The sequence below is a fragment of the Corynebacterium sp. HMSC14H10 genome, assembly GCF_001807105.1.
Classification (GTDB): domain Bacteria; phylum Actinomycetota; class Actinomycetes; order Mycobacteriales; family Mycobacteriaceae; genus Corynebacterium; species Corynebacterium jeikeium_D.
Map to the genome: position 1 here is coordinate 131649 of NZ_KV787443.1, position 25978 is coordinate 157626.

24 protein-coding genes are annotated in these 25978 nt (G+C 59.1%); 14 read left to right on the forward strand and 10 right to left on the reverse strand.

What is annotated here, in order from left to right; all coding sequences use genetic code 11:
- Positions 1-31: 31 nt before the first annotated feature.
- Positions 32-1021, reverse strand: coding sequence for an LCP family protein (locus tag HMPREF3135_RS09145; protein WP_141737765.1), 990 nt, complete (start codon positions 1019-1021; stop codon positions 32-34).
- 366 nt (positions 1022-1387) lie between these two features.
- Here HMPREF3135_RS09145 and HMPREF3135_RS09150 point away from each other — a divergent pair, with 366 nt between their 5' ends.
- The 6 genes from HMPREF3135_RS09150 to HMPREF3135_RS09175 are packed head-to-tail and all read left to right on the forward strand — an operon-like array spanning position 1388 to position 9288.
- Complete coding sequence (locus HMPREF3135_RS09150; RefSeq protein ID WP_049189807.1) at positions 1388-3265, forward strand: polysaccharide biosynthesis protein; 1878 nt, start codon at positions 1388-1390, stop codon at positions 3263-3265.
- A gap of 18 nt (positions 3266-3283) precedes the next feature.
- A complete protein-coding gene (locus tag HMPREF3135_RS09155; protein WP_049189806.1) occupies positions 3284-4528 on the forward strand; it encodes a lipopolysaccharide biosynthesis protein in 1245 nt (414 codons plus the stop codon).
- Between the two features lie 3 nt (positions 4529-4531).
- Positions 4532-5722 (forward strand): glycosyltransferase family 4 protein, encoded by a 1191-nt coding sequence (locus HMPREF3135_RS09160; protein WP_049189805.1) that lies wholly within the window; start codon positions 4532-4534, stop codon positions 5720-5722.
- Positions 5722-6900, forward strand: coding sequence for a DegT/DnrJ/EryC1/StrS family aminotransferase (locus HMPREF3135_RS09165; protein ID WP_070429098.1), 1179 nt, complete (start codon positions 5722-5724; stop codon positions 6898-6900). The genes HMPREF3135_RS09160 and HMPREF3135_RS09165 overlap by 1 nt, the downstream gene beginning before the upstream one ends.
- Entirely contained in the window at positions 6897-8624 is a 1728-nt protein-coding gene (locus HMPREF3135_RS09170; protein ID WP_070439277.1) for a hypothetical protein, read from the forward strand. The genes HMPREF3135_RS09165 and HMPREF3135_RS09170 overlap by 4 nt, the downstream gene beginning before the upstream one ends.
- 10 nt (positions 8625-8634) lie before the next feature.
- Complete coding sequence (locus HMPREF3135_RS09175; RefSeq protein ID WP_070439280.1) at positions 8635-9288, forward strand: sugar transferase; 654 nt, start codon at positions 8635-8637, stop codon at positions 9286-9288.
- A 29-nt stretch (positions 9289-9317) separates the two neighbouring features.
- Here the strand turns inward: HMPREF3135_RS09175 and HMPREF3135_RS09180 are convergent, their stop codons facing one another.
- The gene (locus HMPREF3135_RS09180; RefSeq protein ID WP_070429134.1) at positions 9318-10013 is read right to left on the reverse strand and encodes a NeuD/PglB/VioB family sugar acetyltransferase; all 696 of its coding nucleotides are present in this window, start codon (positions 10011-10013) and stop codon (positions 9318-9320) included.
- A gap of 58 nt (positions 10014-10071) precedes the next feature.
- Entirely contained in the window at positions 10072-10599 is a 528-nt protein-coding gene (locus HMPREF3135_RS09185; protein ID WP_224784065.1) for an HPP family protein, read from the reverse strand.
- A gap of 140 nt (positions 10600-10739) precedes the next feature.
- On the opposite strand from HMPREF3135_RS09185, the gene HMPREF3135_RS09190 reads away from it, so the two are divergent.
- Positions 10740-11033 (forward strand): RNA-binding S4 domain-containing protein, encoded by a 294-nt coding sequence (locus HMPREF3135_RS09190; RefSeq protein ID WP_070429102.1) that lies wholly within the window; start codon positions 10740-10742, stop codon positions 11031-11033.
- Positions 11034-11036: 3 nt separating this feature from the next.
- Complete coding sequence (locus HMPREF3135_RS09195) at positions 11037-11918, forward strand: glyoxalase/bleomycin resistance/extradiol dioxygenase family protein (protein WP_070429103.1); 882 nt, start codon at positions 11037-11039, stop codon at positions 11916-11918.
- Between the two features lie 248 nt (positions 11919-12166).
- Here HMPREF3135_RS09195 and HMPREF3135_RS09200 read toward each other — a convergent pair whose 3' ends face one another.
- Complete coding sequence (locus HMPREF3135_RS09200) at positions 12167-13351, reverse strand: isocitrate/isopropylmalate family dehydrogenase (RefSeq protein ID WP_070429104.1); 1185 nt, start codon at positions 13349-13351, stop codon at positions 12167-12169.
- 44 nt (positions 13352-13395) lie between these two features.
- Complete coding sequence (locus HMPREF3135_RS09205; protein ID WP_070439283.1) at positions 13396-13950, reverse strand: neocarzinostatin apoprotein domain-containing protein; 555 nt, start codon at positions 13948-13950, stop codon at positions 13396-13398.
- A 203-nt stretch (positions 13951-14153) separates the two neighbouring features.
- Here HMPREF3135_RS09205 and HMPREF3135_RS09210 point away from each other — a divergent pair, with 203 nt between their 5' ends.
- The 4 genes from HMPREF3135_RS09210 to HMPREF3135_RS09225 are packed head-to-tail and all read left to right on the forward strand — an operon-like array spanning position 14154 to position 17821.
- On the forward strand, positions 14154-15227 hold the full coding sequence (locus tag HMPREF3135_RS09210; protein ID WP_070429106.1) for a heme/hemin ABC transporter substrate-binding protein: 1074 nt from the start codon (positions 14154-14156) through the stop codon (positions 15225-15227).
- Positions 15228-15238: 11 nt separating this feature from the next.
- Complete coding sequence (locus tag HMPREF3135_RS09215; RefSeq protein WP_049172506.1) at positions 15239-16318, forward strand: FecCD family ABC transporter permease; 1080 nt, start codon at positions 15239-15241, stop codon at positions 16316-16318.
- Positions 16318-17142 carry a heme ABC transporter ATP-binding protein gene (locus HMPREF3135_RS09220; protein ID WP_083280647.1) on the forward strand — a complete coding sequence of 275 codons (825 nt, stop codon included), beginning with the start codon at positions 16318-16320 and terminating at the stop codon, positions 17140-17142. The genes HMPREF3135_RS09215 and HMPREF3135_RS09220 overlap by 1 nt, the downstream gene beginning before the upstream one ends.
- Positions 17135-17821 (forward strand): biliverdin-producing heme oxygenase, encoded by a 687-nt coding sequence (locus tag HMPREF3135_RS09225; protein ID WP_070439286.1) that lies wholly within the window; start codon positions 17135-17137, stop codon positions 17819-17821. Before HMPREF3135_RS09220 ends, HMPREF3135_RS09225 begins: the two co-directional genes overlap by 8 nt.
- A 44-nt stretch (positions 17822-17865) precedes the next feature.
- Here HMPREF3135_RS09225 and HMPREF3135_RS09230 read toward each other — a convergent pair whose 3' ends face one another.
- The 4 genes from HMPREF3135_RS09230 to HMPREF3135_RS09245 form a co-directional block, all read right to left on the reverse strand.
- Positions 17866-18339, reverse strand: coding sequence for a hypothetical protein (locus HMPREF3135_RS09230; RefSeq protein WP_242458691.1), 474 nt, complete (start codon positions 18337-18339; stop codon positions 17866-17868).
- Between the two features lie 644 nt (positions 18340-18983).
- Positions 18984-20747 (reverse strand): phospho-sugar mutase, encoded by a 1764-nt coding sequence (locus HMPREF3135_RS09235; protein ID WP_070439292.1) that lies wholly within the window; start codon positions 20745-20747, stop codon positions 18984-18986.
- Between the two features lie 10 nt (positions 20748-20757).
- Positions 20758-21408: a deoxyribose-phosphate aldolase gene (deoC, locus tag HMPREF3135_RS09240; protein ID WP_016421813.1), complete on the reverse strand. Its 651-nt coding sequence runs from the start codon at positions 21406-21408 to the stop codon at positions 20758-20760.
- Positions 21409-21513: 105 nt separating this feature from the next.
- Positions 21514-22800, reverse strand: a complete 1287-nt coding sequence (locus HMPREF3135_RS09245) for a thymidine phosphorylase (RefSeq protein WP_049172492.1) — start codon at positions 22798-22800, stop codon at positions 21514-21516.
- 169 nt (positions 22801-22969) lie between these two features.
- Between HMPREF3135_RS09245 and HMPREF3135_RS09250 the strand changes: the two genes are divergently transcribed.
- Positions 22970-23389 (forward strand): cytidine deaminase, encoded by a 420-nt coding sequence (locus HMPREF3135_RS09250; protein WP_048732021.1) that lies wholly within the window; start codon positions 22970-22972, stop codon positions 23387-23389.
- Positions 23390-23434: 45 nt separating this feature from the next.
- Positions 23435-24652 carry a NupC/NupG family nucleoside CNT transporter gene (locus HMPREF3135_RS09255; protein WP_048732023.1) on the forward strand — a complete coding sequence of 406 codons (1218 nt, stop codon included), beginning with the start codon at positions 23435-23437 and terminating at the stop codon, positions 24650-24652.
- A gap of 31 nt (positions 24653-24683) precedes the next feature.
- On the opposite strand, the gene HMPREF3135_RS09260 is transcribed toward HMPREF3135_RS09255, so the two are convergent.
- A complete protein-coding gene (locus HMPREF3135_RS09260) occupies positions 24684-25877 on the reverse strand; it encodes a YihY/virulence factor BrkB family protein (protein ID WP_246818332.1) in 1194 nt (397 codons plus the stop codon).
- Positions 25878-25978 lie beyond the last annotated feature (101 nt).

Sequence of the window (25978 nt, forward strand, 5' to 3'; positions counted from 1 at the left end):
GTATTTAATAGGGGTGCATGTAAGAGTGCTTTTATTTGGGCAGGTCTTCGCCGTTTTTGTAGGCCTGCCAGAACTGTGTGGTCTGCTGTGTCCAGACCGCATTGACACCATCGTCGGCAGGGCCTGTCGGTAGTGTCGCGGTGGACACCGGTGTGGACGCGGCGCGCTGCATCAGGCTGCGGACATCATTCAGACTGACAGTAGTGGCCGTTCCATTAGTTAGGGCGGTGAGGAGGGCAGTGAACTCCTTCATGGAGTTCACGGAGCCGCTGCTGTCAATGATTCCTTCGCTGCGGTAGTAATCCAGTAGCGCTCCCAGAATTTCCTGCTGGTGGTTGATGCGCGAGAGGTCACTGCCACCCGTTTCGGTCTTGCGAGCGCGAAGCTGTGTGACCACACCTTGGCCGGAAAAGTGCTGCTCACCTTTGCCTTCGCGGACGATGCGACCGCCGTCATCGACGGGGAGGTCTGCGCCGCCGAGGCTATCGATGATGCCGGTGACACCGTTGAAAGTGGTGGCGATGGTGTCATCGATGGGAATCCCAGCTTCTTCAGTAATCGCCATGGCTGCGCAGTCCATGCCCGCTTGGGCTGATCCGCGGTCATCGACATCGGCGACGGATCCGTAGGCGAATGCGGAGTTCAGTTTGTCCTTTTTGCCGGAGTGCTCGGTGGCGTGAGAACCAGCGCAGTCGGGTAAATCTACCAGGGAATCTCGCGGCACAGAGACAATGTCAATCCACTCCGGATCGTGACGCATACGCATGAGCATGATGACATCTGAGCGGTGTCCCACCATGGATGAGTCTTGACTATCGACACCAAGGATGAGCAGTGTCTCTTGGTGCGTGGCCGATGTGTCGGCGACGTTCTGTGTCTGACTCATCCGGTTTTGAATCAGCATCAGGGTAGCAAGCAACAGCGCCATCACCGTTAGAACTGAAACGGCAGTAATCAGTGCAGCAAGGAAGGGCTTTCGGATGATGAAAGCGCGTGCCCGACGCGTTGATGATGTGCTCACGGGGGAAGTGTAACCCTTTTGTCAAAAACGATTGTTTGAGTATTCACGCAAATACTTCCTTGAATAAGCATCTCAATAAAGAGGTGATTTTGCATTAATTGCAATCGTCAGGAAGTGGTTACGTTAGAAGTTAGTTTGTACAGCTAGTTATATGAATGTAAACAGATTGAAGCTTCGGTAAATAGTTGGTGAAACATTGTTTTACCAGGGAGAATGATGGGTGGAAAGGGTGGCTTTTTGGCTACCCGAACGATGGGGTAGCCCTTTGGGGTAGGAGCTGTAAATGTAGTTTATATCGCATAGTATGCCAAGCCTGTGGAACGCATTGTGCGTTAGGAAATTTAACCAGCAGTAAAAGGCATAAGAATGTTTATCCGAGACTGGAAGCAGCTCGCCTGGTGTGTATTTGATGTACTCGCTTGGCTGGTTGCGCTGTCCGCCGCTAACGGAATCGTCCGCGGGGAATTGGTATCTTTCTCTGAGATATCAGGCACTAATTTTTTGGTTGTCGCCGTCGCCGTAGTCGTCATTGTCCTGCTAGGCCTGCTGCTCGGGGAGTACACTAACCCGCAACGCGTATGGCCCGGCAGTCGAACTGAAGATATTGTTCTGCTGACCATCAGCATGGGTGGCGCTACCGCAGCCACTGGTTTGGCTCAAATTCTGAAGACCGTCCCGGAAATTGCGTGGTACGTTCCGTTCGCCGGTGGGTGTGTCGCAACTTTGGCAAGTATCTATACCCGAACTCTCGCTCGCTGGATCACCAACAACTTTGGTTCCCGCCAGACGGATGATCGCTTGATTGTTCTCGGTGCAGGCCGTCGAGCCAAGTTTTTTATTAACAGCCTTACGGATTCCGGTATTTCCCGTGAGAACCGCTTCCACTTGGTTGGAATCGTCGATCCCGAAGAAAGCGGCGAGAACCATATTTCTCGTATCCATGGTCTCCGCGTGATTCGTGGCATTGATCAGCTGGGCGAAGTCGCATCGCGCACTTCGGCGGAGTCGGTCATTATTGCGACTGATGAGCCACTGTCCACTGAGTGCATCAACGTCCTCAACCACATTTGTGAGGAATCGTCCCTGCGCCTGCTCATTCTGCCGCCGGTGGAGGAGTACTCGCGCCACCGTGGCGCTGTCGCTACCTCGCAGGTGCGCGAAATTAACATCGCCGACCTCATTGGCCGTCAGCCCCTACACCTGGATGAATCCAAGGTCGCTTCGATAATCCGCGGTAAGAAGGTGCTGGTCACAGGCGCTGGCGGTTCTATCGGTTCCGAGATCTGCCGACAGGTTCACCGCTTTGAGCCGGCAGAACTTATCATGCTGGATCGCGATGAGGGCGGCTTGCATGCCACTCAGCTGTCGCTGACGGGTTCGGCGCTTCTCGACGGCTCCGATACCGTCTTGGCTGATATCCGTGACGCGGAAATGCTGACGCAGATCTTCACCGAGCGCAAGCCCGATGTTGTCTACCATGCTGCAGCTCTCAAGCACCTGCCGCTGCTGGAGAGCTACCCTGCAGAAGCAGTGCAAACCAATGTCATCGGAACCCAGAACGTCCTGGATGCAGCCGCTGCGGCCAATGTCTCAACCGTTATTAATATTTCCACGGACAAGGCTGCGAACCCAGCCTCGATTCTGGGTGAATCCAAGCGCGCCGCAGAACGTCTGACTGCGCACATGGGGCAAACTCACGAAGGTGTCTGGGCATCTGTCCGATTCGGTAACGTGTTTGGCTCGCGTGGCTCGGTCATTACGACTTTCCAGCGTCAGATTGAAGAGGGCGGCCCGGTTACGGTGACGCACCCTGACGTTCAGCGCTACTTCATGACCATTCCGGAGGCATCGCAGCTGGTGCTGCAGGCTACCGTTATTGCAGAGTCCGGTGAGACTCTGGTGCTGGAGATGGGTAAGCCGGTCAAGATTGCTGAGCTGGCGGAGAACCTTATCAGGCTCCATGACGCAGACGTAGAGATTGTCTACACGGGTCTTCGCGAAGGTGAGAAGATCTCCGAGGACTTGGTTGATGACCGCGAGGTTCCCAAGATTGGTGATCGTCATCCGCTGATCACTGAGGTACGTGTTGAGCCGGAACGGCTGAATTCGCGGATTCTCCAGTGCACACATAATCACGATGCTTCACGTCGTTGGCTTGCAGAGCTCGGTGGGGCGCAAAGCAGTATTGCGGCGTATCCCGCTGATGCACAATCACTTGCAACCGCTAGCTCGAAAGCAAAATAGTTAGGATGACTCCCCACCGTGACAACCACCAGCTCCTCTAACTCCGGGCAGCTGGCGCAAAGAGTTCGAACAGTTGCGACGATTTCGGCAGCTTCAGCGCTCGCCGCAGTCGTCGCCTTTGTGGTCAGTATTCTTTCCGCGCGAGTGCTGGGGCCCGCCGGTCGAGGCGAGGTCGCTACCGTTTTGCAGTTCGCCTATATTGTGGCGCCCTTCGTCGGCTTTGGGGCCGATCGGCTTTTGCTGCGCCGCGATGATTACGACCACGGTCTCATTCCGAGTGGTTTCGCCATGACTGTGGTCGCTCTGATTGCCTGTGCCATCGCAGGTGTCGTCTACGGACCGTGGACGGCAATGGCCGGCATTGTCGCCTTGGTTACCGTGTCATTTTCCATGGTTCGTGCGATGGCTATCAGCCGCCATCGAGTGTCTTTCTTCGTCGCAGTATTCGTCTGTTTCCAGGGCTCAGTGCTGCTGATTAGCACTGCGCTGTATTTCGCTGGAGTCGAGGACTGGCGCTGGTGGGCTGCGGCCTACATCTTCCCGGCGCTGCCCCTGGCAATCTGGTCGCTGGCGAAGTCACGCGAGCATACCGATTCCCGTGTCGGCGGAGTGGTAGAGACGGCTCGTACAAATGCTCCGTTCATCGCATCGGGTCTCGGACCGCTGACGACCACACGCTTGGGGCGCGTTTTACTGCCGGCGCTGGCCTCGCCGGCGTCGTTAGGCCTTTTCGTGGTCGTGGCGACGGCGACAGAGCCGCTGTACTGGGTCGCGCAGTCAGTCGCCGATCAGCGCACCAGCGACCAGAGGGGTCGCGAACTCACCCCGTCTCGTGTGCTCCGACACCTTGGCATAGTCACTGCAGCGTACGGCGCGCTTGGTGCGCTCGGTGGTATGGCACTCTACTTCCTCATCGTGCCGGTATTCGGCCATGAGTTTGAGCCTGCTCGGGAGTTGGTGCTGCCACTGACTATCGCGGCCGTGGTGCTCGGCTGCTACCGACACCTGTGCGGTGAAATTCTCGGCAGCGACAATCCCCGTCGAATTGGCCGAGTGGAGCTCATTTCCGCCGTTATCGCTGTCATTTGTTACCCGATTGGCATTCTTCTCGGAGACGCCCTCGGTCTCGCGTGGACCAGCGCAGTTGTCTACTTTGCAGCAGCCGTTGTTGCCGCAGTGGCGTTGATGCAGCCGAGCAGAGGCCCGAAAAATCCATCAACCACCAACGAAGAACTTCCCGTCGACGTAATCGAGGAAAGCTAAACAATGCGAATCACTTATATCCACCAGCACTTTGTTCTCCCCGGTGAGCCGGGTGGTTCCCGACCCTACGAGTTTGCCCGCCGAATGGCCGCTGCAGGCCACGAGGTGACAATGATCTGTGGTCGCGATGAGGCCATGGATAAAACGGTCGATGGCATCCACGTGCGTCGTTTAGCGATTCCGTACCGCAATGAAATGTCGAAGCGCGAGCGCATCGTCAGTTTCTTCAACTTCCTGGTGCGCGCCTCCGCGGTTGCTGCCCGTGTGCCTGCCGACGTGATTTACGCGTCCTCGACTCCGCTGACTGTGGCGGTTCCGGGAATTGTGGCGAAGTTTACCCAGCGTGCGTCGTTGGTGGCGGAGATTCGTGACCTGTGGCCAGAGGTGCCAATCAAGTTGGGCTACCTCAATAATCCGGTGGCGATTTTCCTGGCCAAGCAACTGGAGAAGGCATTTTATGCGGCATCGAGCGAGGTCGTGGCGCTGTCGCCGTCGATGGCCGATGGCGTCAAAGAGGTCGCTCCGAAGAAGCGCGTGACCGTCATTCCGAATGCGTCGGACTTTGAGCGTTTTGATGTCCCGGCCGAGCAGCGTGCAGCTTTCCGCAAGGAGCAGGGCTGGGGCGATGACGTGGTGGCGGTCTACGCCGGTGGTTTTGGCATGTCCTACCAGCTGGAGTGGCTTGTGGATTTGGCGGCGCAGCTGCGTCGTGATGGCGTGGAGAATGTGCGCTTTGTCCTGCTGGGGCAGGGAAGCGACTCGGATGCGTTGTACCAGCGCGCCGAGAACGCTGGCCTCGATGCCGATGCGATGTTCCTCGGCCGTCAGCCGAAGGAAGATGTCGCCAAGTACGTGTCTGCCGCCGATATCGCGCTATCACCGCTGCGTGATGACCCCTGCCTGGAAGGCAACTCCCTGAACAAGGTCTTCGATGCCATGGCCGCATCGCGTCCGGTGGTATTCAACCACGGTGGCTGGCTGGAGGAAGCCGCAACCGAGCACGATGCCGGCTGGCGTCTCTCGCGCGATATTCCGACTGCGGCCAAGCGATTCGCTGAGATCATCTCCGACCGCGATGAGATGCGCGCAGCGGGACAGCGAAACCGCGAACTGGGTGAGAAGCGTTTTGCTCGTGACAGCCTGTACAACCAGCTCATCGAGGTACTCAACCGCGTTCGAAAGGTTCAGAAGTAATGACTAACGCCGACACTAACAAGCCCAATGAGCGGATCTTTCTTTCGCTCGCGACAGTCACCGAAGCAGAAGAACAGGCCGTCGTTCGTGCACTCCACTCTGGTTGGGTGGCTCCGTTGGGTCCCGAGGTAGACGCGTTTGAAGCGGAGATTGCCAAGCGCTGCGGTGTTGAGCACGCGCTCGCGCTGTCGTCTGGAACTGCTGGCCTGCACTTGGCGCTGCTCGCGCTGGGGATTGGTGAAGGTGACTACATCCCGGTTTCCACCATGACCTTCGCGGCCACGACCAACGCCATCGCTTACGTCGGCGCTACGCCGGTGTTTGTCGATGCCGCAGAGGACGGCAACATCGACCCTGAGCTGCTGCTCCGCACCGTCGATGAACTGCTTGCCGAGGGCAAGAGCGTTCCCGCCGTGATGATTGTGGACCTCTTCGGCCGCTGCGCCGACTACCCGGCCTTCGCGCCACGCCTGGAAGAACTCGGCATCGCGCTCATCGAGGACGCCGCCGAGGCGCTCGGTGCCAGCGTCGATGATCAGCCGGCCGGCAGCTTTGGCCGTGCCGCCGCGCTGTCTTTCAACGGCAACAAAATCATGACCACCTCCGGCGGTGGCATGCTGCTGTCCAACGATGCTGATCTCATCGCCCGCGCGCGCTACCTGTCCACGCAGGCGCGTCAGCCCGTCGCTTGGTACGAACACACCGAAATCGGCTACAACTACCGTCTTTCCAATCTGCTTGCCGCGCTGGGGCGGGCGCAGCATTCGCGTCTGGACGACATGATTGCTCGCCGTCGCCAGATTCGCGACGCGTACCTAGATTTGCTCGCCTCGCTTGACGACGATGCCCCTGGTAAAGGTACCCGCTTGCTCTCTGACTCCGACGAGCGGTTCACCGAGAACTGCTGGCTGACCTCGATTGTGCTGCCACAGGATGCCGTCGATAAGGGCGTGCTGAGCCCGGACAGCGTGATTGCGGCGCTGGATGAGTCCAACATCGAGGCTCGTCACCTGTGGAAGCCGATGCACCTGCAGCCGGTGTATGAGGGCGCGCGAGCGACCATCAACGGTACCGCTGAGAATCTTTTCTCCCGCGGCATTACTCTTCCTAGTGGTCCGGCGCTGGACGATGACGACGTCGCGCGGGTGATTGGTGTTCTGAAGGAAGTGCTGGGATGACCAAAGCTATCGACACGGGAATAGCCCGGATATCGCAACTGACAGCTATCGAGGCGGTTCTGTGGCTATTCTCAGTCGTCGTAGTGACATCGTGGACGGATCCGCTGCAGGGGGCGCAGATCGGTACCATTTTGTTGGCTTTTTTCTGCCTGCGTACTTTCTTGGGCAACGGCGGTCGGACAATCACACCGTTGGGCGTATTTGCGCTTGTGACCCTGTTTACGGCAGCTTTTCCTGCTTACGAAGCGTGGGATGACACAAGAGTTTCAACCGAAGCGTTGCGCACGGCCGTTGGCCTCACCTACTTGCTGACCTTTCTCGTGACCATGATTTCTTGGCGCTTTGGTCGAGAAATTCGTTTCGATAAAAAGGTGCTTCCTGGCCGGTGGCTTTTCATCCTCATCGGCCTTGCGCTGTACGCGTTTTCGTACCAATTCCGCGCCTCTAATCTACTGCCTGGCATCATTATTGAAAGCCCGGCAATTGTGGGAATCCTGCTGGTTTCCTTTGGTGCCTGGTGGTCGCGATCGGTGATTCTCCTGGTTTTGTCATTGCCAGTAGTGCTAGGCATGTCGGCGGTGTACGTCCTAGATATTCATAGTGGACAAGGCCGCTTGCGTATCGCAGCTGTGGGGCTTGGGCTCTTGGTGTTGTTCGCGATTCGTGTGCGGGGTTTTTGGATCAAGCTTCTGGCCATTGTTATGGGCCCTGGTGCGTTGATGGTGTTTGCAACGCTGCGTAAAGCTCACCAGGAGAGCATCAATAAGGGTAATTCAGCTAACCGCACTGGTCTGGAATCTTTGACTGATCCATTTGTTACCTTCGCAAATCTGGTCGACCTGCATGAGCAGGGACGCTTTGAATTTCAAGGCGGAAAAAACCTGCTGACTCCGCTAACGCCGATTGCGCCGGAGAGCTGGGATTTGCCTCGTGCAGTGGGGTACGAGTTGGTTAAGTATTGGAAGCCAGAGAAGGCAATCCCGAAGTACGACTGGTATTCGGTGGCCGCTAACGCTACCGGTGAGTGGTACTGGATGTGGGGCAGCATTGGTGTCGTCATCGGCGGATTAGTACTCGGACTCGGCATTGCCCTGTTTAACTGGGGAGTTGCTCGCGGACATGCTGCACTGCAGACGCGCTGGTGGGCGCCAGCATTGTTTATTACTGCAGTGACTTTCGCGGCTGGTCTGGGTGACCGTATTTGGGGCGGCCTGCATATTTACTGGTTCCGGACGCTGCCGCGAATTGGTCTTGAAATCGCAATCGCATTCTTCGTTGCCTTTGTGGTGGGAATCGTTTCCTTGTTCCGCAGTGACAAGACTAGGTTGACCGAAAGTACCGAGGAAGAGGAACTCACTTCTGAGCCAGTGCAGGCGGTAAATGCTATCGAGCGAGTTGCCGATGAACCTGTATCTGAGACGGATTCGGAGCCGGAACCAGTCTCTGAAGTGGAACCAGAACCAGTACCCGCAGCCGAGCCCGAACCAGTCATGGTCGCCGATAGCGGAGAGCAGGTTGTTCCGGAGTCGGGGCCAGCGGTGACCGTCGTCAAGCAAAGCGCGCCTGACAACAAGAATGACAACACCAAACTGCGCGTTGCGGCAGCCGCGTTTGCGACGGCTGGGGCGGCAGGTGCGATTGGTTGGCTGGTTAGGACGCGCCCGAACGCGGAGGTCGATGCGCGTGCCGAAAAGCTCTTGCACGAAATGTTCAACGAAAAGTAGGAGATAACCAGTGGATTCATTGGGCATCCGCGCGCAGCGAGCAGTCAAGCGTGGCATCGACATCGCAGCCTCGGCGGCAGGTCTGATTGTGCTGTCCCCGGTGCTGGGCGCCACGGCCTTGGCAGTGCGAACCTCTATGGGCAAGCCAGTCCTGTTCCGTCAGGAACGTCCGGGCAAGGACGGCGAACTGTTTAACATGCTCAAGTTCCGGACGATGCATCACCTCGATCCGGCAAAAGGGCTTGTAGACGACGCCTCGCGCCTCACCGAGGTGGGAAAACTCCTGCGCTCCACAAGCTTGGATGAGCTCCCGGAGCTCATTAACGTCCTGCGCGGCGACATGAGCCTCGTCGGCCCGCGCCCACTGCTTGTGAAATACCTTGACCTCTACACGCCTCGCCAGGCACGTCGCCATGAAGTTCGACCGGGCATCACTGGCCTCGCACAGGTGTCAGGGCGCAACGGCCTTTCCTGGGAGGATCGCTTTGAGCTGGACGTTCAGTACGTCGACAATTGGTCATTGCTTGCCGACGCCAAAATCCTCCTCGACACCATCCTGGTCGTGCTTAAGCGGGATGGGATTGCGGAGGAAGGCCAGGCGACGATGACGCAGTTTACTGGCCAGCAGGAGAAGGAGAGCACTTGCCAGGAGACTTCTAGCTAGCGTTGGGCTCTTAAGCTAGCGCATTTTTGTTATCGCAGTGTTTTCTTAACCTTTGCGGGAACCCCGGCGACTAGCGTGTATTCGGGCACATCCTTGTTCACTGCTGCACCGGAACCAACGTATGAACCTTCGCCGACGGCCACGCCCGGATTGATAACGGAGTTAGCCCCAATGGTGGATTCCGCACCGAGAGTGACGAATCCAGAGATGGCGGCCAGCGGGAAGATACTTACAAAATTATTTGTCACGGCATCGTGGCCGACCTCCACGTTTACGTGAACTTGGCAGTGAGCGCCGATTTCAATGTTGCAAGTGATTCGCGCACCAGGGCATACAACTGTGCCCGGACCGATGCTGACCACAGCACCAATTGTTGTGTCAGGATGAACCAAAGTTGCAGGAATAAGTCCAGTGGAATCTGCACGGTGAGCAATCGAGCGTCGAGCAGCGCCGTTGCCGATTGCAACTACGTAGTGCACGTCCTTAGGCAGATCCTTGAGAATATTGGTATCGCCTAGGTACTCGATGCCTAGCTTGTGGAAATAGGTCATATCCGGGGTGCCATCATCAATGAGCCCCAAAATCTCCCATTGCTGTGGCAGTCCGTTTTCCACGGCGTAGTCATTGATATCGCGGATATGGCTAGCCACTTCGCGCCCAAAACCGCCAGCGCCGACGATGACAATCTTTTCGGTCGTCGTGTTGTTAATCCACTGCTTTGGCATGAGTGTCATTATCCCACTGATAGCCGTTTTTAGCCGGAGCGCTTGGCCCCGAATCCACCTACCACCAGTAGGTGGGATACCGAAGGCCGCGCAGTCGATTTGCGAGGATGCCAAGCACCACGATCATGATTGACGAAGCGAAAATGAAGCCTATGAAGCGGAAGTCGTTGGCAAGCCCATGGCCGTGTGGCATCAGTACGGTGACCATAGCAGTAGCGGTGGCAGGGGAATGAGCCGCGCGAGCAAGAAGCATGAGCGCGAAGGCAACGCCGGCGGCAACCGCTGCAGCAATGATGGTCGAACCCAGCATGTGCAGAATTGCGATGCCAGTCGTGCAGCCGATGAGGTGTCCGACCACGACATTTCGTGGCTGAGCCAGGGGCAGGTTCGGTGCGCCGACGATAAGCGCCATGGCAGCGCCAATAGGAGGCAAAAATAGCAGGTCAGAGACAGAAGTTGAGATGAGTGCCAGGGTCATCAGCGGCAGGCTCACGGCGACCGAGGCGGCGACAATATGGCGCAGCGGCGGGCGAGGTGGTGCTTCGCTGGCGATAAGGGGCCGTCTCGTTGGCCGTGAATAGGACATGGAAAGCATGTTAGGATGCGCTGCTTCGCTCCGCAGAGGTTCAGAGTTTTTATTGAAATAGAGGTTTCATGAGACGCTCTGAACCTCTCTGAACCAGCCAAACTCCGACCATTTTCGCCGGGTATGACACACTTAAGGGCATGGAGCCTATCGATGTCGCAATCCGGGACGAGTCCATCCGTCTCGGGCAATTCCTGAAGTTGGCCAACCTGGTGGAAACGGGCGGTCTGGCCAAGGAACTCATTGCTGAGGGCCAGGTCAGCGTGAACGGTGAGGTCGACACTCGCCGTAGCAAGGTGCTGCGTCCAGGGGACGTCGTCTCTGTTGCCGGTATGTCGGCACGCGTGGCCACCGCCGATGAAGTCGATGATGACTACTTTGATGAGGCCACCGCCGACGATGACTTTGATCCTGAAAAGTGGAGGAACTTGTAACTCATGCCCGCATTTCCCGCCGAATTTGGCATGCCCCTGCGCGTAGACCTGCTCTCCGCCGCACCGCGTAAGACCGAGCGCTTCTACCGCGGCGTTCTCGGGTGGGCTTATCGCAATACCGCGCCAATCCATGAGGATGCCCGCGAGGCATCCGCTGGTCGCCGCGTTGCCATGCTGTCCGGAATGCCGGTGTCGGTGCTGCTTGAGGCCGATAAGGACGCTGAGGATGCCTTCGTCAACCAGTGGCGCGTGAACTTCCATGTCGACTCCGCCACTGGTGCCGTCGAGAAGGCGCGCGAGCTTGGCGCTGAGGTCTTCCAGGAACCGACCCCGCTTGTCGACGGATCCACGATGGCCGTCGTTTCCGACCCCGCCGGTGGCCTCATTGGACTTTTGGAACAGCCGGGTGAGCAGGCCTTCATTGCAGCGGGCGAGCCCGGCACCCCGGTGTGGTTCGAGCTGGTCGCAGGCCCGGAGGAGACCTTTGAGCAGGTCGCGGACTTCTACCACAACTTCTTTGGCTGGGAAATCGCAGTGCGCAACAAGAACGAGCACGGCACTTTCGCAGTCGCGATGGAAGACGGGGCACCGTTCGCAGGTTTGGTAGCCAGCTCGGTTGCCGCACAGACCGATGCGGCCGATAAGAGCTTCGTTGGCTGGCTAGCGTACCTCGGCGTGGAGAACATCGACACCGCTGTCGCTAAGGCTGAGGAACTGGGCGGTTCCGTGCTCGTCGCCCCGCAGGCCACCGAGTTCGGTCCGCTGGCAACCGTGCAGGACCCGTGTGGTGCGGCAGTTGTGCTCTGCGAGGTGCCGCTGCCGCCGGAGGAGGACATCCGCGAGTCCGACCCGCTGGAAGGCATTGACCTCAGCCAGTTCCAGTAGGGGCTCAGAGTTCTTCGTCGTCGTCCTCGGGGCCCGTTTCCCGGTGTAGTTAACGTGTAAAGGATCGTCTTCGTTAGTGATCTCACGTAAAGGCACAGCTCGCGCAGCACTATATCTGTTTCTACTCATATTTCTTGGCCCTCCCCCTATGAGTAATCCCAGTCATCGGCGCTCTCCTTATCAGCGGAGGGTCAACGGCTGGGATTGATAGCAACCACTTTAATTACGCTTCGTAATCGAGTCAATGCCTACAACCCCAGCTCCGCCCGCACCGCAGCCACAAACTCACTAGTTGTCGCGATGCCGCCGAGGTCCAACGTCGGCGCGGTGCGTGTGGCGGCGTAGACGGCCTGGCGCAGCTTGGCTGCGGGCGCAAGCTCTGAGGCCGGTGCCCCAAGATGTTCCGCGCACATTGCCGCTGAGAGCAAAAACGCAGCCGGGTTAGCAACGCCGCGACCCGCAATGTCAGGTGCCGAACCGTGTACCGGCTCGAAAACTGCAAAGTCGTCGCCCACATTCGCCGACGCCGCCAGCCCCAGCCCGCCAATCAGCCCAGCACCGATGTCGCTGAGGATGTCGCCGATAAGGTTCTCCGCGATGATGACATCAAAGCGCGCCGGGTCGGTTACCAGCTGCATTGCCACGGCATCCGCATTGGCAAAATCGAATGTGACCTGCGGATACTCCTCCGCCACCTGCTCAACCGCCCCGCGGATCACACGCGCAGAGTCCCGCAGGATATTCGGCTTGTCCGCCACCGTCACCGTCGGCGTGGCCTCCGAATCGGGGTTTGCCGCCTGCCGCGCGAGAGCCAACTTGGCCGCCGCTTGCGCAAGGCGGTGCCACGCAAAGGACGTCGTTACGCGCAAAGAAACCGCAACTTCGCCACGCTTATCGACGGCGCGAGCCACCGTCGAGTCCTCCACCACCTCTGCCCACAGGTGGTGGTGCGAGGAGTCGGCCGGGGCGTCGTGAGGCGGAAGGAGATAGTCGTGACTGTAGAGGCCCTCGGTGTTTTCGCGGACGATGGTGAAGTCGGCAGCCGCGCCGGGCAGGGTGACCGGGCGGATGTTGGCGAAGAGATCGAGGCGCTGGCGCAGCTGGAGAACAGGGGAGCGGTAAGTCAGGCCGGTACCGCTCAGATGCGGTGCTAGTTCTTCCTCGGCCTCGCGAGCGGGCTTGGAGGTAATCGCCGCGAGGAGAGCGGCATCGCTGCGCTCTAGTGTTTCCCAGGTCTCCTGTGGGATGGGATTGCCGTGCGCGCACCATTGTGACCAGCCAATATGTGCCTCTTTCAGTTCCCAGTGGGGGAAGACGCCGGTGATGAGTCCTCGGCAGGCATCGGTGATTTCGGGGCCGATGCCGTCGCCGGGCAGGAGTGTGATGCGGCGCGGTGCCGCCTCTTTGGCAGTCGCAGGCTGGTCGGTTTCCATGGCTCTTAGCCTAGGTCTGCGACACCTGCGCGTGTGTGGTTTGGCTACTTTGCGAAAGTAACCGGGATTTCGGTGATGTCCTCGAAACCCTCGCTGTGGTCGCCGAAGAGCTTCAGCACGCACTCCTGCTGAGTACAGTCCACGGCCTCACCGTTGGGGACGACGCTGAGCTCGAAGTGCGCAGTGTTGTCGTCGGCGATGGTGGTGGTGCCGCCGGACTTCTTGGTAATCCACTGCTGCGACTGGGTGCCGGCACTGCGGTCACCGGTGCAGTCCGGGACGGGGTTGCCTGGAGCCTTCTCGGCGGCGCAGAGTGCGGCGTAGTAGCCGTAGTCGGGGTCGAGACCAGACAGGTCGACGGAGATGACATCGCCCTCGGAGAGGTCGTTGACCGGCTCGGCCTCCATGGTTACTTCGCCGGCGCTGGCGTCGGTGTCGGTTTCTTGATCTGCAGCCGAGCTGGTGGTTTCCGAGGCGTTGGCAGCATCCTGCGCGGCATCGGACGCGTCATCTGCGCCACAGGCGGCGAGAAGTGGAAGTGCGGCGACGGCCGGAATAGCCAGGAAAGCCGCGCGACGCTGGAGTGTACGAGTAGTCATAGGAGGTAACGTCCTTCCGAAAAACTGTAGAAATTACTATCTTTATTTAAGGGTAGGCTAACCTAGAACTAAAAGATAGCCTAAGATTCTTTGGGTGAGTAGAGCAAAGTCCTTTCTAAGCTCTTTGTTACTAGTGTTAGTCGTTATTTAGTCATTCTTTTTGTCGTCTATCTCCGTGCAGCGTCAGCTCACAGAGGGGGAATATGTTCACCGTGCCTGCCTGTCGCGTTCGCAGTCTTGCCGGAACACTGCTGAGTGTTGTCCTAGTCGCAGGACTAGTCGCCTGTGGTTCCGATGATGCCGCGAGGGAGGGGGCATCGTCGTCAAGCGCTGGCGTGACGACGGTTCCGCGCGCCGACAACATTTCCGCTCACGGTGCCGCGCATGCGAACCTGCCTTCGGAAAACCCCGAAGTGCTGCTGAAAGACCCGAAACCGGCGGCGGACAAGGACTACCAGCGTATTCTCACGCTTGACCGGGCGGGAGCACTCAGTCGTGCGGTCTACACGCTTGGCCTCGGAGACCGTCTGGTGGGGCGCGACTCCACCTCCGATTTCCCGGCGGTAAAGGATTTGCCGAACCTCACCATCGGCGGGCATGCAGTCAATGCTGAGTCGGTGATGAAGCTAAAGCCGGAGCTCATCATTACCGATGGCACGATTGGCCCTAGCCGTGTCTTCGACACGTTTGAAAAAGCGGGGATCACCGTCGTCCATGTGTCGGACGAGCGCACTCCCGAGACCATCAACACGCTTATCGACGAAGTTGCGGGCGCAGTCGGCCTGGCTGACCAAGTTGGCCCGGTGAAGGAGCACCTGGACAAGGAGCTGGCGGCTGCGACCGAGTACGCGCAGGCCAAGGCCGATGGCCGCAAGATGATGATTCTCTACGTGCGCGGAACCGGTGTGGCCATGATTGCGGGACCGGATTCTGGTGGGCGTTCTCTGATCACTCGTCTCGGCGGTGTCGATGCCGGTGAGGGCGTGGGTATTGAGGGTGCGTTCACGCCTATTACTCCGGAGTCCCTGATTGCTGCGGCTCCCGACACCATCTTGGTGATGACCGGTGGCCTGGAGTCCGTCGGCGGGATTGAAGGTCTGAAGGAGATCCCGGGCATCGCACAGACCCCGGCGGGCCAGAATGAGTCCGTTGTGGACGTGCCCGATTCGCAGCTGCTGTCCTTTGACTCGCAGTCGCCGCGTGCGATTCGCGCCATTGCGGATGCTCTCTACGGTGGCGGTGCTGGTGATGGCGCTGACAAGACTGCGGGAAAGTGACTGGCTGAGCAATGCAGACAACCGCGAACAAAACTAGTCCGTTCAGACAGGTGGCCGTTTTCATTGGACTCGCCCTAGCGCTGGTGCTGGCAATAGGTTGGTCGGCCTCCGTGGGGCAGTTCGGCGCTACCATCGGCGAATCACTGAGCTCAATGGTGAGGCTAGTGTTCAATGGCGGTCTCGGTGACGCGCCAGAGCCCATCGACACCGTGCTGTGGCAAGTGCGACTGCCGCGCATCGCGCTGGCCTGCCTCGTTGGCGCGGGGCTCGCCCTCGCAGGTGTGGCGCTGCAAGCGGTGTTCGGCAACCCGCTTGCCGAACCCGGCCTCATCGGCGTTTCCTCCGGCGCCGCGGTCGGCGCTGCCACCGCCACAGTTTTGGGCACCGCCGCCGGGCTTTCCGGAGTGCTCGGCGGAGTGTTGAGTGTCTTCGCCAGCAGCTGGGCCATTGCGGTCTCAGCTTTTATTGGTGGCGCGGTAGCCACGGCTATTGTGGCCGCCAATGCGCACGGTGGCCGCGATATCGCTCGAATCATTCTGGTCGGTGTGGCTGTGAACTCCATCTGTGGTGGTCTGGTTTCGCTCCTGACATTCGTAGCCTCCACGGCTGCCCGCGACCGCATTGTGTTCTGGCAGATGGGCTCGTTTGCCAGTGCCACCTGGACGCAGGTTGTCATTATTACGTTGGTGACAGTTCCGGCCGTAATTGCCATGTGGGTCAGCTACCGCAAGCTGGACATTCTGAGTCTTGGTGAAGCGCAAGCCCGCCACCTGGGTATTAACGTCGTCACGCTGCGTCGCGCCATCATTTTTGGCACGTCCCTGGTCGTGGCGGCTGGTGTGGCATTTTCCGGCATCATCGTCTTCATCGGCCTGGTCGTGCCGCACGCTGCACGACTGCTGCTGGGACCAGCGCATCGCACGCTGATTCCTGCATGCATCCTCGGCGGCGCGCTGGCCACAACGCTGGCCGACCTCGCGGCCCGCACCATGATCACCGGTGCGGACCTGCCGCTGGGAATGCTCACCTCGATCGTCGGTGGCCCGCTGTTCTTCTGGCTGCTCCTGCGTTCGAAGAGGGCGGTGCACTAATGGAAATTCACTCTGGCCTGGGCATTTCTGCCGAAAATGTCAGCATCACCCTGGACGGTCACCGCATTCTCAACGATATTTCCGTGGTCGCCGAGCCCGGAAAAGTCACCGCGCTGGTCGGCCCGAATGGTGCTGGAAAGTCGACACTGCTCGCAGCGCTTTCCGGCGACCATGAGCTCAGCGGCGGCAACGTCCGGATCGGCGAGCACTCCATTACCGAGCTCTCCATCGCCGACCTGGCCCGCTACCGCGCCGTCCTGGTACAGAGCCAAGAACTGTCCGTGCCATTCACCAGCCGCGAAGTAATCAACTTCGGACGCAACCCCTGGGGCTGCCCGAACGAAGAGCTGCTCGCGGAAGTCATCACTGAATGCGACGTCGCGCACCTCCTTGACCGGGAAGTCCCGACCCTCTCCGGCGGCGAGCGCGCCCGCGTCCACAGCGCGCGCGTGTTCTACCAGGACACTCCTGTCGTGCTTCTCGACGAACCGACCGCAGCCCTGGACCTCCACCACGCCGAAAAAATCATGGGAATGATGCGCGCCCGCGCGGCGGCGGGCAAAGCCGTGGTCGTGGTCCTGCACGATTTGTCCGCCGCAGCGGCGTATGCCGATCACGTTGTGGTGGTGGCGCAGGGGCGCGTCGTAAAGCAAGGCCCGCCTGCGGAAACCCTGGATGCACAGACCGTCAGCGAAGTCTACGGCATCGGTGTGGAAGTGCTTCAGGACTCCGCGGGCAACCCCGTGCTGGTGCCTCAGCGTGCGGGCCACAATCTCTCACCCCAGTCTCCGAACCTCACAGAGAAAGAAGAAAATCATGGTTGAAAACACGATTAAAGAAGGTGACAAGCAGGCTGCTCAGCCCCTGGCAGAGCGACTCAAAGTGGAGACTGCGGGTGTCCACAGTGAAGCGGAGAACTCCGACTTCATGTCGAGGCTGCTTGCGGGTGAACTGAATGCGCAGGCGGCCATCGATCTAACTGGTCAGCTCTACTTTGTGTACGAAGCGTTGGAGCAGGCAGTGCGGTCCACTGCGGAGTCGCCGCAGGTCAGAGCGGTCTACGATGCGCAGCTGGAGCGCCTGGAGGCTCTGGCGGCCGACCTTGAACATTTGGTGGGGCCTGACTGGCGGGAAAAGATCTCGCCAGTGGAGGCGACAAAGAACTACGTGGCCGAGCTTCGTGAAATCGAAAGCAACGGCAACGCCAACGCCGCATTGGCACACCATTACGTTCGCTACCTGGGCGATCTTTCTGGTGGTCAGGTGATTGCGTCCATGCTGGCCAAGCATTACGGCATCGGTGCGGAGGGAACCCGATTCTATGACTTCTCCGCTATCGGAAAAATTAAGCCCTACCGCGACGGCTACCGACGGAGTCTGTCTGAGCTGGGCATTTCGGATGCCGATAAAGATGCCGTGGTCGACGAGGCGAAGAAGGCATTTCGTCTCAACCGGGCCATTTTCCACGACCTAGCTGGCGGCCTAGACGACGCAGTGGCGTAGGTCGCGGACTGGAGTGCTGTGACCGTGGCGGTGGGCGGTATGCGTTAGCCGATGTACACCACTGCGTTACGGCCGCCCGTGCACTTGATGTTGCCGCCAGCAGGACGGCACCACATGTTGTAGGTCAGGCCAGTCGTTGGGCTGTAGGCCGTGATGGTGCCGGATTCCGCACCAGTGGAATTGCGATAGCGGACGTAGGCGCTGTGTACATTTCGAACGAACGGATCGCTCGTTGAGGACGTGCCCTTCCATGCGCTGGAGAGGTTGCCGCCAGCCAGGCCCGATGAGCGAGACGAGCCCGAATTACCGGATGAGCCACTCGAATCTTGAACAACCACGGTCTCAGTCTGTGTGACCGGTGGGTTGGGCTGGCTCGAAGCATCGGCAGCGGCCTGTGTAGTGGCAGCCGTCTGTGTGTCGGCCGCAGTTACCGAGTCATCTTTACTCAGGGTGACATAAAGTACCGCGCCAACCAGGCCCAGCAGGACCACGACCAGCACTGAAATGAGCGCAATCATTGCGCCGGAAGTACCTGATCTTTGCTGCGGATACGCCGGGGCTGCGTAAGCGAAAGTTGGTGCCGGCTGCGCAGCGAATTGGGGCTGCGGCTGTGGTTGGGGTTGAGGTGCCTGGTTCGGGTACACGGGGCCGAAAGAACCGGTGGAAGGATTCGAATTGTAGTTGGGGTCTGAGCTGGGGGACTCGTTATGCGACATGCTGGACGACCAATCACGAGGAGGAAGTGTTCCCCCTGTGATGAGCCCAACCCGCGTAGCGAATGGTGTTCCATCCCCTGGGGACACGGTTAACGGCTTTTATTGTATTACTGGGAAAACTGTAAAGCATGTTAGGAGACGCATGTCTTGCGCAAAATGCGGCAAGGACGGGTTTAGCTAGACCCGAAATGAGGTGGTGAGCTTCAAATGAGGTTGTGACCATCGAGAAACTGCCTAAGTTTATGTCAGTTTCGGCACTAATTTCTGCTTGTTTTTGTCATAAACCTAGTCAGTAACTTGTGAGCCGGCCCAAGACTCCGGGCTGCACATGCGAAACTGGGGTGCGCGTGAAACCCCACGGCCATTTTTCGGCCGTTTTGTTCATGCGCACCCCAGTTTGTTGCGAGGTGTAGCTGGTAGCTGCCTATTGGTTAGCTGCTTAGTGGCTACATCCCCAGGATTTCCTTGAGTTCGGCCTTAATCTGGTCGAGCCGCTCGGCCGCGGCCACGTGCGGAATCGCGGCCGAAGCGACCGGCAGCACGACTTCCAGGTAGCACTTCAGCTTCGGTTCCGTGCCGGAAGGCCGGGCAATGACGCGGTCGTTGGCCTCGGTGAGGATGAGAATGCCGTCAGTAGGCGGGATGTGATAGCTCTCGCCCTTGGCGTCGACCATGTCTAGGCCATCATTCATGTCCGTGACCTGCGTGACCTTCGCTCCGGCCAGCTGTGCAGGCGGGTTGGCGCGCAGAGTGTCCATGCCCTTGGTAATCAGCGACCGGTCCTCGACACGGAAGGTCAACGGGGCGGTCTTGTAGAGACCGTGGGCACGGGCAACATCATCCAGCAGGTCCTGGATGCCAAGACCCTGGCCCTTCAGTCGCGCCACCGCGTCGGCGACACGCACCGCCGCAGATACGCCGTCTTTGTCTCGCACGACTGCCGGGTCAGTGCAGTAGCCAATGGCCTCCTCGTAGCCGAAGACGAGCCCGTCCACACCAGCAATCCACTTAAAGCCGGTCAGTGTAGCGCGATAATTCAGTCCGTGACCTGCGGCAATCTTGCCCAGCAGGCGCGAGGACACAATCGAGTTAGCCATTGTGGCCGGAAACTCTGCGCCCTCATCATTGGTCACGGTCGCAATCCCACGGGCCTCGGCATCCGCAGCGATGACTTCACCCAGAAACGCACCGATGTCATCGCCGGAGAGCTGTCGCCAGCCGCCATCGACGCCGCTGTCCGGAATAGCTACCGAGCAGCGGTCCGCATCCGGATCAGCCGCGATGATGACATCCGCGTCTTCAGCACGTGCCAGCTCAAACGCAAGATCCAGCGCCCCGGCTTCCTCCGGGTTCGGGAACGATACCGTCGGGAACTCCGGATCCGGCGCGAACTGCTTCTCAACCACGCTGACATTCGAGAAACCTGCCGCGTTCAGTGTGCGCACGATGGTCTCGCCACCGACACCATGCATCGGGGTGAGAACAATCTTCGCTGCCTGCTTCTCTTCGCTTGACGACGTCGTTGCGAGCGCAGCCGCCCGTTTCACATAGGCGTCCAGTAGTTCAGGACCAACCTGCTCGACGGCATCGAAGTCACGCGGGACCTCATCAGCCGGTGGAGCAGCGGCGATGGCGTCCGCAATTTGCTTGTCATGGGGCGCGATGATTTGGACGCCTCGGCGGGAATCCGACTCCACCGCGCGGCCACCGAGGTAAACCTTGTAGCCGTTGTCCTTCGGTGGATTGTGGCTGGCCGTGACCATGATGCCGGCATCGGCATTGAGGTGGCGCACGGCAAAGGCGGTCACCGGTGTGGGCAGCTGCTGTGGCAGAGCCAGGGCCTTGCCACCGGCTGCGGCGACAACCGCGGCGGCATCGCGGTGAAAATCGGCGGAGCCGTGGCGGGCATCGCAACCAATGACCACGGTGAAGTCGTCGCCCACAATGTTCTTCAGATGCGCAACCAGGCCAGCGGTGGCACGGATGACCGTGGCACGGTTCATGCGAGACTGACCAGCGGCAACGACACCGCGAAGACCTGCAGTGCCGAATTCGAGTGGCCCGGCGAAACGGCTTTCCAGCTCGGCAATCGCATCGGGGTTGGCGGCCTTGGCTTCGTCGTAAAGCGAGGAGAGCTCAGCGGCGGTGGCCGAGTCCGGATCGTGGGCGATCCAATCGGTGATGGTGGCTTGTAGCTGTTCGGAGAGCATCGGGGTTAGCCTACTTCAGACCGTCGAGGACAGCGGCGGAGGAAGAAAGGCCCAGGCGAGAGGCGCCAGCGGCGATCATTTCCTCAGCGGCAGCGGCATCGCGGATACCGCCAGAGGCTTTGACTCCAAGGCGGTCGCCCACGGTTTCGCGCATGAGTTTCACGGCGTGAGCGGAAGCGCCGCCAGCTGGGTGGAAACCTGTGGAGGTCTTGACGAAGTCTGCGCCTGCGGACTCGGAGGCCTTGCAAGCTGCGATGATTTCCTCATCGGTCAGGGCGGCCGACTCGATGATGACCTTCAGAACCTTGCCCGGAATGGCATCGCGAACAGTCTTGATTTCGGCCTCAAGGTCGTCGAAGCGGTGCTCCTTGGCGAAGGCGATGTTGATGACCATGTCAATCTCTTCGGCACCATCGACCACGGCGCGGGCGGCCTCGGTGGCTTTGACCTCGGCCTTCACCGCACCGGAGGGGAAGCCTACGACAGTGGCGATGTGCAGGCCCTCAGGCACCTCGACTGGGAGCTGCGAGGGGGAGATGCAGATGGAGTAGGTGCCGAGCTTGGCGGCCTCGGCGATAAGAGCCTTGACCTGGTCAGAGGTGGCTTCTGGCTTGAGCAGGGTGTGGTCAATCATCTTGGCAACATCAGCGCGGGAAGTCATGGGAGAAATCAAGTCCTTTCGGAAATTTGGGAGAGAGCGTCAAAGTAGGGAGATGGCGGGCTCGGGGCGGGGAAGTGGCGCCGGCGCGAGCCCGTCAGAAATTTTCTAGGACACGCGATCGAGGATAATCTCGCGCTCGGCTGTCGGCGCGGTGTCGCCGATTTCAATGCCCGGCTCGATGGACTCGAGAGCGCGCTCGAACTTATCCGGAGTTTCAGTGTGCAGCGTGAGCAGCTTCTGACCCTTGACCACCTTGTCTCCCGGCTTGGCGAAAATCTCAATACCGGCAGTGGCCTGCACCGGATCATCCTTACGAGCACGTCCTGCGCCCAAGCGCCAGGAACCAACGCCGAGAGCCAGTGCATCCAGCTTGGTCAGGTAACCGTCAGCCTGCGCAACCACATCGTGCGTGTGAGGTGCCACCGGCAACGCGGCATCCGGATCGCCGCCCTGAGCGCGGATCATCTTCTTCCACGAATCCATTGCGCGGCCGTCCTTCAGAGCCTGCTCCACGTCAGCATCGTGTACGCCGGCCAGCTCCAGCATGTTTCGGGCCAGCTCACAGGTCAGCTCCACGACGTCTGCGGGGCCGCCGCCGGCGAGAACCTCCACCGATTCGCGGACCTCGAGGGCGTTGCCGATGGTCAGGCCCAGCGGCGTGGACATGTCCGTCAGCAGCGCGCGGGTGTTCACGCCCGCGTCGTTGCCCAGGTCAACCATGGTGCGGGCCAGTTCGCGGGCCTGATTCAGATCCTTCATGAAGGCGCCCGAGCCGACCTTGACATCCAGCACCAAGCTGGAGGTGCCCTCCGCAATCTTCTTGGACATGATCGACGAGGCAATCAGCGGAATGCAGTCCACCGTCGAGGTGATGTCACGCAGCGCGTAAATCTTCTTATCCGCAGGTGCCAGGCCCGCACCGGCTGCTGCGACGACCGCGCCGGAATCCTCCAGGACCTGCATCAAGCGGTCATTCGGAACATCAGCCTGCCAGCCCGGAATGGATTCCAGCTTGTCCAGGGTGCCGCCGGTGTGGCCGAGGCCACGGCCAGACAGCTGCGGGACGGCCACGCCGTAGGAGGACACCAGTGGGCCCAGCGGCAGTGTGATCTTGTCGCCGACACCACCGGTGGAGTGCTTGTCCGTGGTGGGCTTGCTCAGCGATGCGAAGCTCATGGTCTCGCCCGAGTCGATCATCGCCTGAGTCCAATCCACAATCTCGCGACGGTTCATGCCGCGGATGAAGATGGCCATGTTCAGCGCCGCCATCTGTTCATCGCCCACGACACCGCGAGTGTAGGCATCAATGACCCAGGAAATCTCTTCCGGACTGAGCTCACCGCCATCACGCTTTACCTTGATGACGTCAACTACATCGAACTTTTCAGCCATTGTTCGCTCCTTTTATAGGCGATCGTGCTTAGCGATATTGGTCTTGTGAACTCTGCTGATTCCGATTATCATCAGCACTAGAACAAATGTCAATAGGCAACTTTCCATTTGTACCCACATAAGTATGTTTGCATAAACACCTCGAACAGGCTCGGGGAGGGAGAGCACAATGTCCTACATTTCAGACGAAGAACTACTGGCTAAGGCCTACGCAGCCACGGAAAACTCGTACGTCCCCTATTCAGGTTTTCCGGTCGGTGCCGCACTTCTGCTTGACGACGGCACGGTGGTCACAGGCTGCAACGTGGAAAATGCGTCCTATGGGTTGACCAACTGCGCAGAGCGTACAGCCGTGTTCCGCATGGTCGCGGAGCACGGCGGCAACCATAAGATTGCGGCCTGTGCCATTGTCGGGCGAAAGGCGGCACCGTGCCACCCCTGTGGTGCCTGTCGGCAGGTCCTGCACGAATTTGGGTGCAAGCGTGTCATTGTGGAATCCGAGCGCCCGGAAAATGGTGGTTTAGGCGCTCCGGCCAGCATTGACTTTGAAAAAATTCTCCCTTACGCCTTTGGTCCCGAGGACCTGTAGGCATCATCACCACAGCCTCTTTTATCAAGAAAGAAGACCTTAGTCATGGATAGACTGCAAGGCTTACTGGGCATCATCCTCGTCATCGGATTTGCCATTGCTATCTCAAAGAACAGGAAAGCCATTAACTGGCGCACACTCGGCGTTGGCCTGCTGCTGCAAGCGGTGTTCGCGCTGGTAGTGCTGAAGTGGGAACCCGGCTTCCAGGCGTTGAAGAGCGTGGCCGGTGCCATTGAGAAGATGATCGACTTTACAAATGAGGGCACCTCGTTTGTCTTCGGTAATCTTTTCGACGGCACGGGTAAAAACTTCGTCTTCGTGCTCAACGTGCTGCCAGTGATCATCTTCCTGGGCGCGGTCCTCGGCGCCCTCTACTACCTGCGGGTAGTGCAGTACTTCGTTGAATATGTCGGGTCCGCACTGAAGTTCATTATGGGAACCTCGAAGGTGGAGTCCGTCTTCGCTTCCACGGTGATTTTTCTCGGGCAGTCGGAGGCTCCGCTCGTCGTTAAGCCGTATATTCCGAAACTGACCAAGTCGGAGCTGTTCGCATGTATGTCGGGCGGTTTTGCGTCGGTGGCCGGATCGACGTTGATTGGTTACTCCCTGCTCGGTGCGCCATTGGAGTACCTGCTGGCGGCATCGGTAATGAACGCGCCGGGCTCGCTGCTGATTGCGAAGACTTTCTGGCCGGAGACGGAGGAATCCGATCTGGATGCGTCGGTGAAGGATGTCCGCGACACTGAGTCGAAGAACGTCATTGACGCGCTAGGATCGGGTGCGTTGGCCGGCGGTCGTATCGCTGTGGTTGTGGCATGTCTGTTGATTGCGTTCATCGCTGTGATTGCGATGCTGTCGGCCATGATTGGCGGCATCGGCGGCTGGTTCGGTCAGGAAAACTGGTCACTGGAGGGGCTGTTCGGCCTGATCTTCGCGCCGATTGCCTGGTTGATTGGTGTGCCGTGGGAGAACGCAGGGCTGGTCGGTAGCTTCATTGGTGAGAAGACGATTCTGAACGAGTTCGTCGGCTACACCTCGTTCTCGGAGCACGTCGACTCGCTGGATCCGAAGTCCATCATGCTGGCGACCTTCGCCCTGGCTGGCTTCGCCAACCTGTCTTCCATTGCAATTCAGATCGGTTCCTTCGGTGCGCTATCGCCGGAGCGTCGCGGTGAGATTGCCAAGAACGGTCCGCTGGCGCTGATTGCGGGCCTGTGCACCAACCTGCTCAACGCTGCAATTGTGGGTGTGATTGCGCTATAGCTAGGTGCTGTGTGGTTAGTTACTGGCCCTGCTAGTCGATCCTCTTGAACGGATCGGTAGCAGGGTCAGTCTCAGCAGCAGGCTGCGAGGAAAAATCTTCAGTTGCTTCTGCTGGCATTTTATCCAGGCGGTCGGGTTCCTCAGTTCGGAATTCGGCCGCCTGCTTTTCTAGATTCTGATGGATCTTCTGCTCACCCTCGGCGGCCGCGGTAGCTCGGGGTGGAAGCTGGATGTATCGCTCTGCGGGCAGGCCGGCGCGCAGTTGGCGCATCCTCTCAACCTCGGCATCCAGCTTAAAGCCGAAGACCACGACGACATTAATGCCCCAAAGTGCAGTCATGAGAGCAATGACGGCACCCATGGCGCCGTAGGGGTTTGAAGCCGCAAAGTTGAACAGGTAAAGCTGCAATGCCTTGCCAATAATCAGCGAGCTGATAATTGCCAGTGCCGAACCGGTACTGAGCCAGCGGAATTTGCGCATGCGCACGTTCGGTGTGAAGTAGTACAGCGAGCCAATCAGGATCATCGACATGACGATAATGATCGGCCAGCGCAGCCAACTCCAGACGGAGATGCAGAAGTCAATGACCTGTCGCGTGGTCGATTCAATGCCCAACGGGCGGGCAACCGGTTCGACGATGGTGATAACTAGCTGGTCATTGACAATAATCGCAATGAGCAGCACCACCGTGCCAATGAGTAGCAATAGCGTAATGGCGACCATGAGCAGGTGGTAGCGAATAAGCGTGCGGCCTTCGGACACGCCATAGATGGAGTTAGCCGTGCGCGAAAATGCGCGCGTGTAGGCCGACGACGAAATCAGCGCAAAGACAATACCGATAGTCAGTGCGACGAGACCGCCCGTGGCGGAGCCGATAATCGTTGAGATGACATTGCGAATCGGTTCGGCATACTCAGCTGGAATGTAGCTGCGGATGAAATCCTCGGTCAGTCGGTTGAGGTCATCGGTGTAACCGGCCAACATCAGCGTGGCAATTGAGTAAATCGCAAGCAGTGCGGGTGCGAAGGTTAGCACCGTGTAGTAAGTCAACTTCGCGGCGGCGTCGAAACCGAGCTCCAAGAAAAACTCGATACCCGCACGCTTGAGAGCGTAGAGCGCACCTTTCCACCCCACGGGTGGCAACTTCTTCGCGGACTGAGCAAAAGATGCGTCCGCCGACTCGTAGGCCTGGAGTGTGTGCTTGATCTGCTGTGCTGGTGACACCTAAAGAATCGTCCTCTCCGACCGGACAGCGGCTGCAACATATATGCGGACATCTGCGCTCGCTTAAGTCTATCGGTCGAAGAGGGCAGAGACGCTTCTCG

What these genes read in the sequence shown, in the direction of transcription:
- HMPREF3135_RS09150 (WP_049189807.1), top strand. Translation starts at nt 1,388, where the DNA reads ATGTTTATCCGAGACTGGAAGCAGCTCGCCTGGTGTGTATTTGATGTA.
- HMPREF3135_RS09160 (WP_049189805.1), top strand. Translation starts at nt 4,532, where the DNA reads ATGCGAATCACTTATATCCACCAGCACTTTGTTCTCCCCGGTGAGCCG.
- HMPREF3135_RS09165 (WP_070429098.1), top strand. Translation starts at nt 5,722, where the DNA reads ATGACTAACGCCGACACTAACAAGCCCAATGAGCGGATCTTTCTTTCG.
- HMPREF3135_RS09170 (WP_070439277.1), top strand. Translation starts at nt 6,897, where the DNA reads ATGACCAAAGCTATCGACACGGGAATAGCCCGGATATCGCAACTGACA.
- HMPREF3135_RS09180 (WP_070429134.1), bottom strand. Translation starts at nt 10,013, where the DNA reads ATGCCAAAGCAGTGGATTAACAACACGACGACCGAAAAGATTGTCATC.
- HMPREF3135_RS09185 (WP_224784065.1), bottom strand. Translation starts at nt 10,599, where the DNA reads ATGTCCTATTCACGGCCAACGAGACGGCCCCTTATCGCCAGCGAAGCA.
- HMPREF3135_RS09190 (WP_070429102.1), top strand. Translation starts at nt 10,740, where the DNA reads ATGGAGCCTATCGATGTCGCAATCCGGGACGAGTCCATCCGTCTCGGG.
- HMPREF3135_RS09195 (WP_070429103.1), top strand. Translation starts at nt 11,037, where the DNA reads ATGCCCGCATTTCCCGCCGAATTTGGCATGCCCCTGCGCGTAGACCTG.
- HMPREF3135_RS09200 (WP_070429104.1), bottom strand. Translation starts at nt 13,351, where the DNA reads ATGGAAACCGACCAGCCTGCGACTGCCAAAGAGGCGGCACCGCGCCGC.
- HMPREF3135_RS09205 (WP_070439283.1), bottom strand. Translation starts at nt 13,950, where the DNA reads ATGACTACTCGTACACTCCAGCGTCGCGCGGCTTTCCTGGCTATTCCG.
- HMPREF3135_RS09210 (WP_070429106.1), top strand. Translation starts at nt 14,154, where the DNA reads ATGTTCACCGTGCCTGCCTGTCGCGTTCGCAGTCTTGCCGGAACACTG.
- HMPREF3135_RS09215 (WP_049172506.1), top strand. Translation starts at nt 15,239, where the DNA reads ATGCAGACAACCGCGAACAAAACTAGTCCGTTCAGACAGGTGGCCGTT.
- HMPREF3135_RS09220 (WP_083280647.1), top strand. Translation starts at nt 16,318, where the DNA reads ATGGAAATTCACTCTGGCCTGGGCATTTCTGCCGAAAATGTCAGCATC.
- HMPREF3135_RS09225 (WP_070439286.1), top strand. Translation starts at nt 17,135, where the DNA reads ATGGTTGAAAACACGATTAAAGAAGGTGACAAGCAGGCTGCTCAGCCC.
- HMPREF3135_RS09230 (WP_242458691.1), bottom strand. Translation starts at nt 18,339, where the DNA reads ATGATTGCGCTCATTTCAGTGCTGGTCGTGGTCCTGCTGGGCCTGGTT.
- HMPREF3135_RS09235 (WP_070439292.1), bottom strand. Translation starts at nt 20,747, where the DNA reads ATGCTCTCCGAACAGCTACAAGCCACCATCACCGATTGGATCGCCCAC.
- deoC (WP_016421813.1), bottom strand. Translation starts at nt 21,408, where the DNA reads ATGACTTCCCGCGCTGATGTTGCCAAGATGATTGACCACACCCTGCTC.
- HMPREF3135_RS09245 (WP_049172492.1), bottom strand. Translation starts at nt 22,800, where the DNA reads ATGGCTGAAAAGTTCGATGTAGTTGACGTCATCAAGGTAAAGCGTGAT.
- HMPREF3135_RS09250 (WP_048732021.1), top strand. Translation starts at nt 22,970, where the DNA reads ATGTCCTACATTTCAGACGAAGAACTACTGGCTAAGGCCTACGCAGCC.
- HMPREF3135_RS09255 (WP_048732023.1), top strand. Translation starts at nt 23,435, where the DNA reads ATGGATAGACTGCAAGGCTTACTGGGCATCATCCTCGTCATCGGATTT.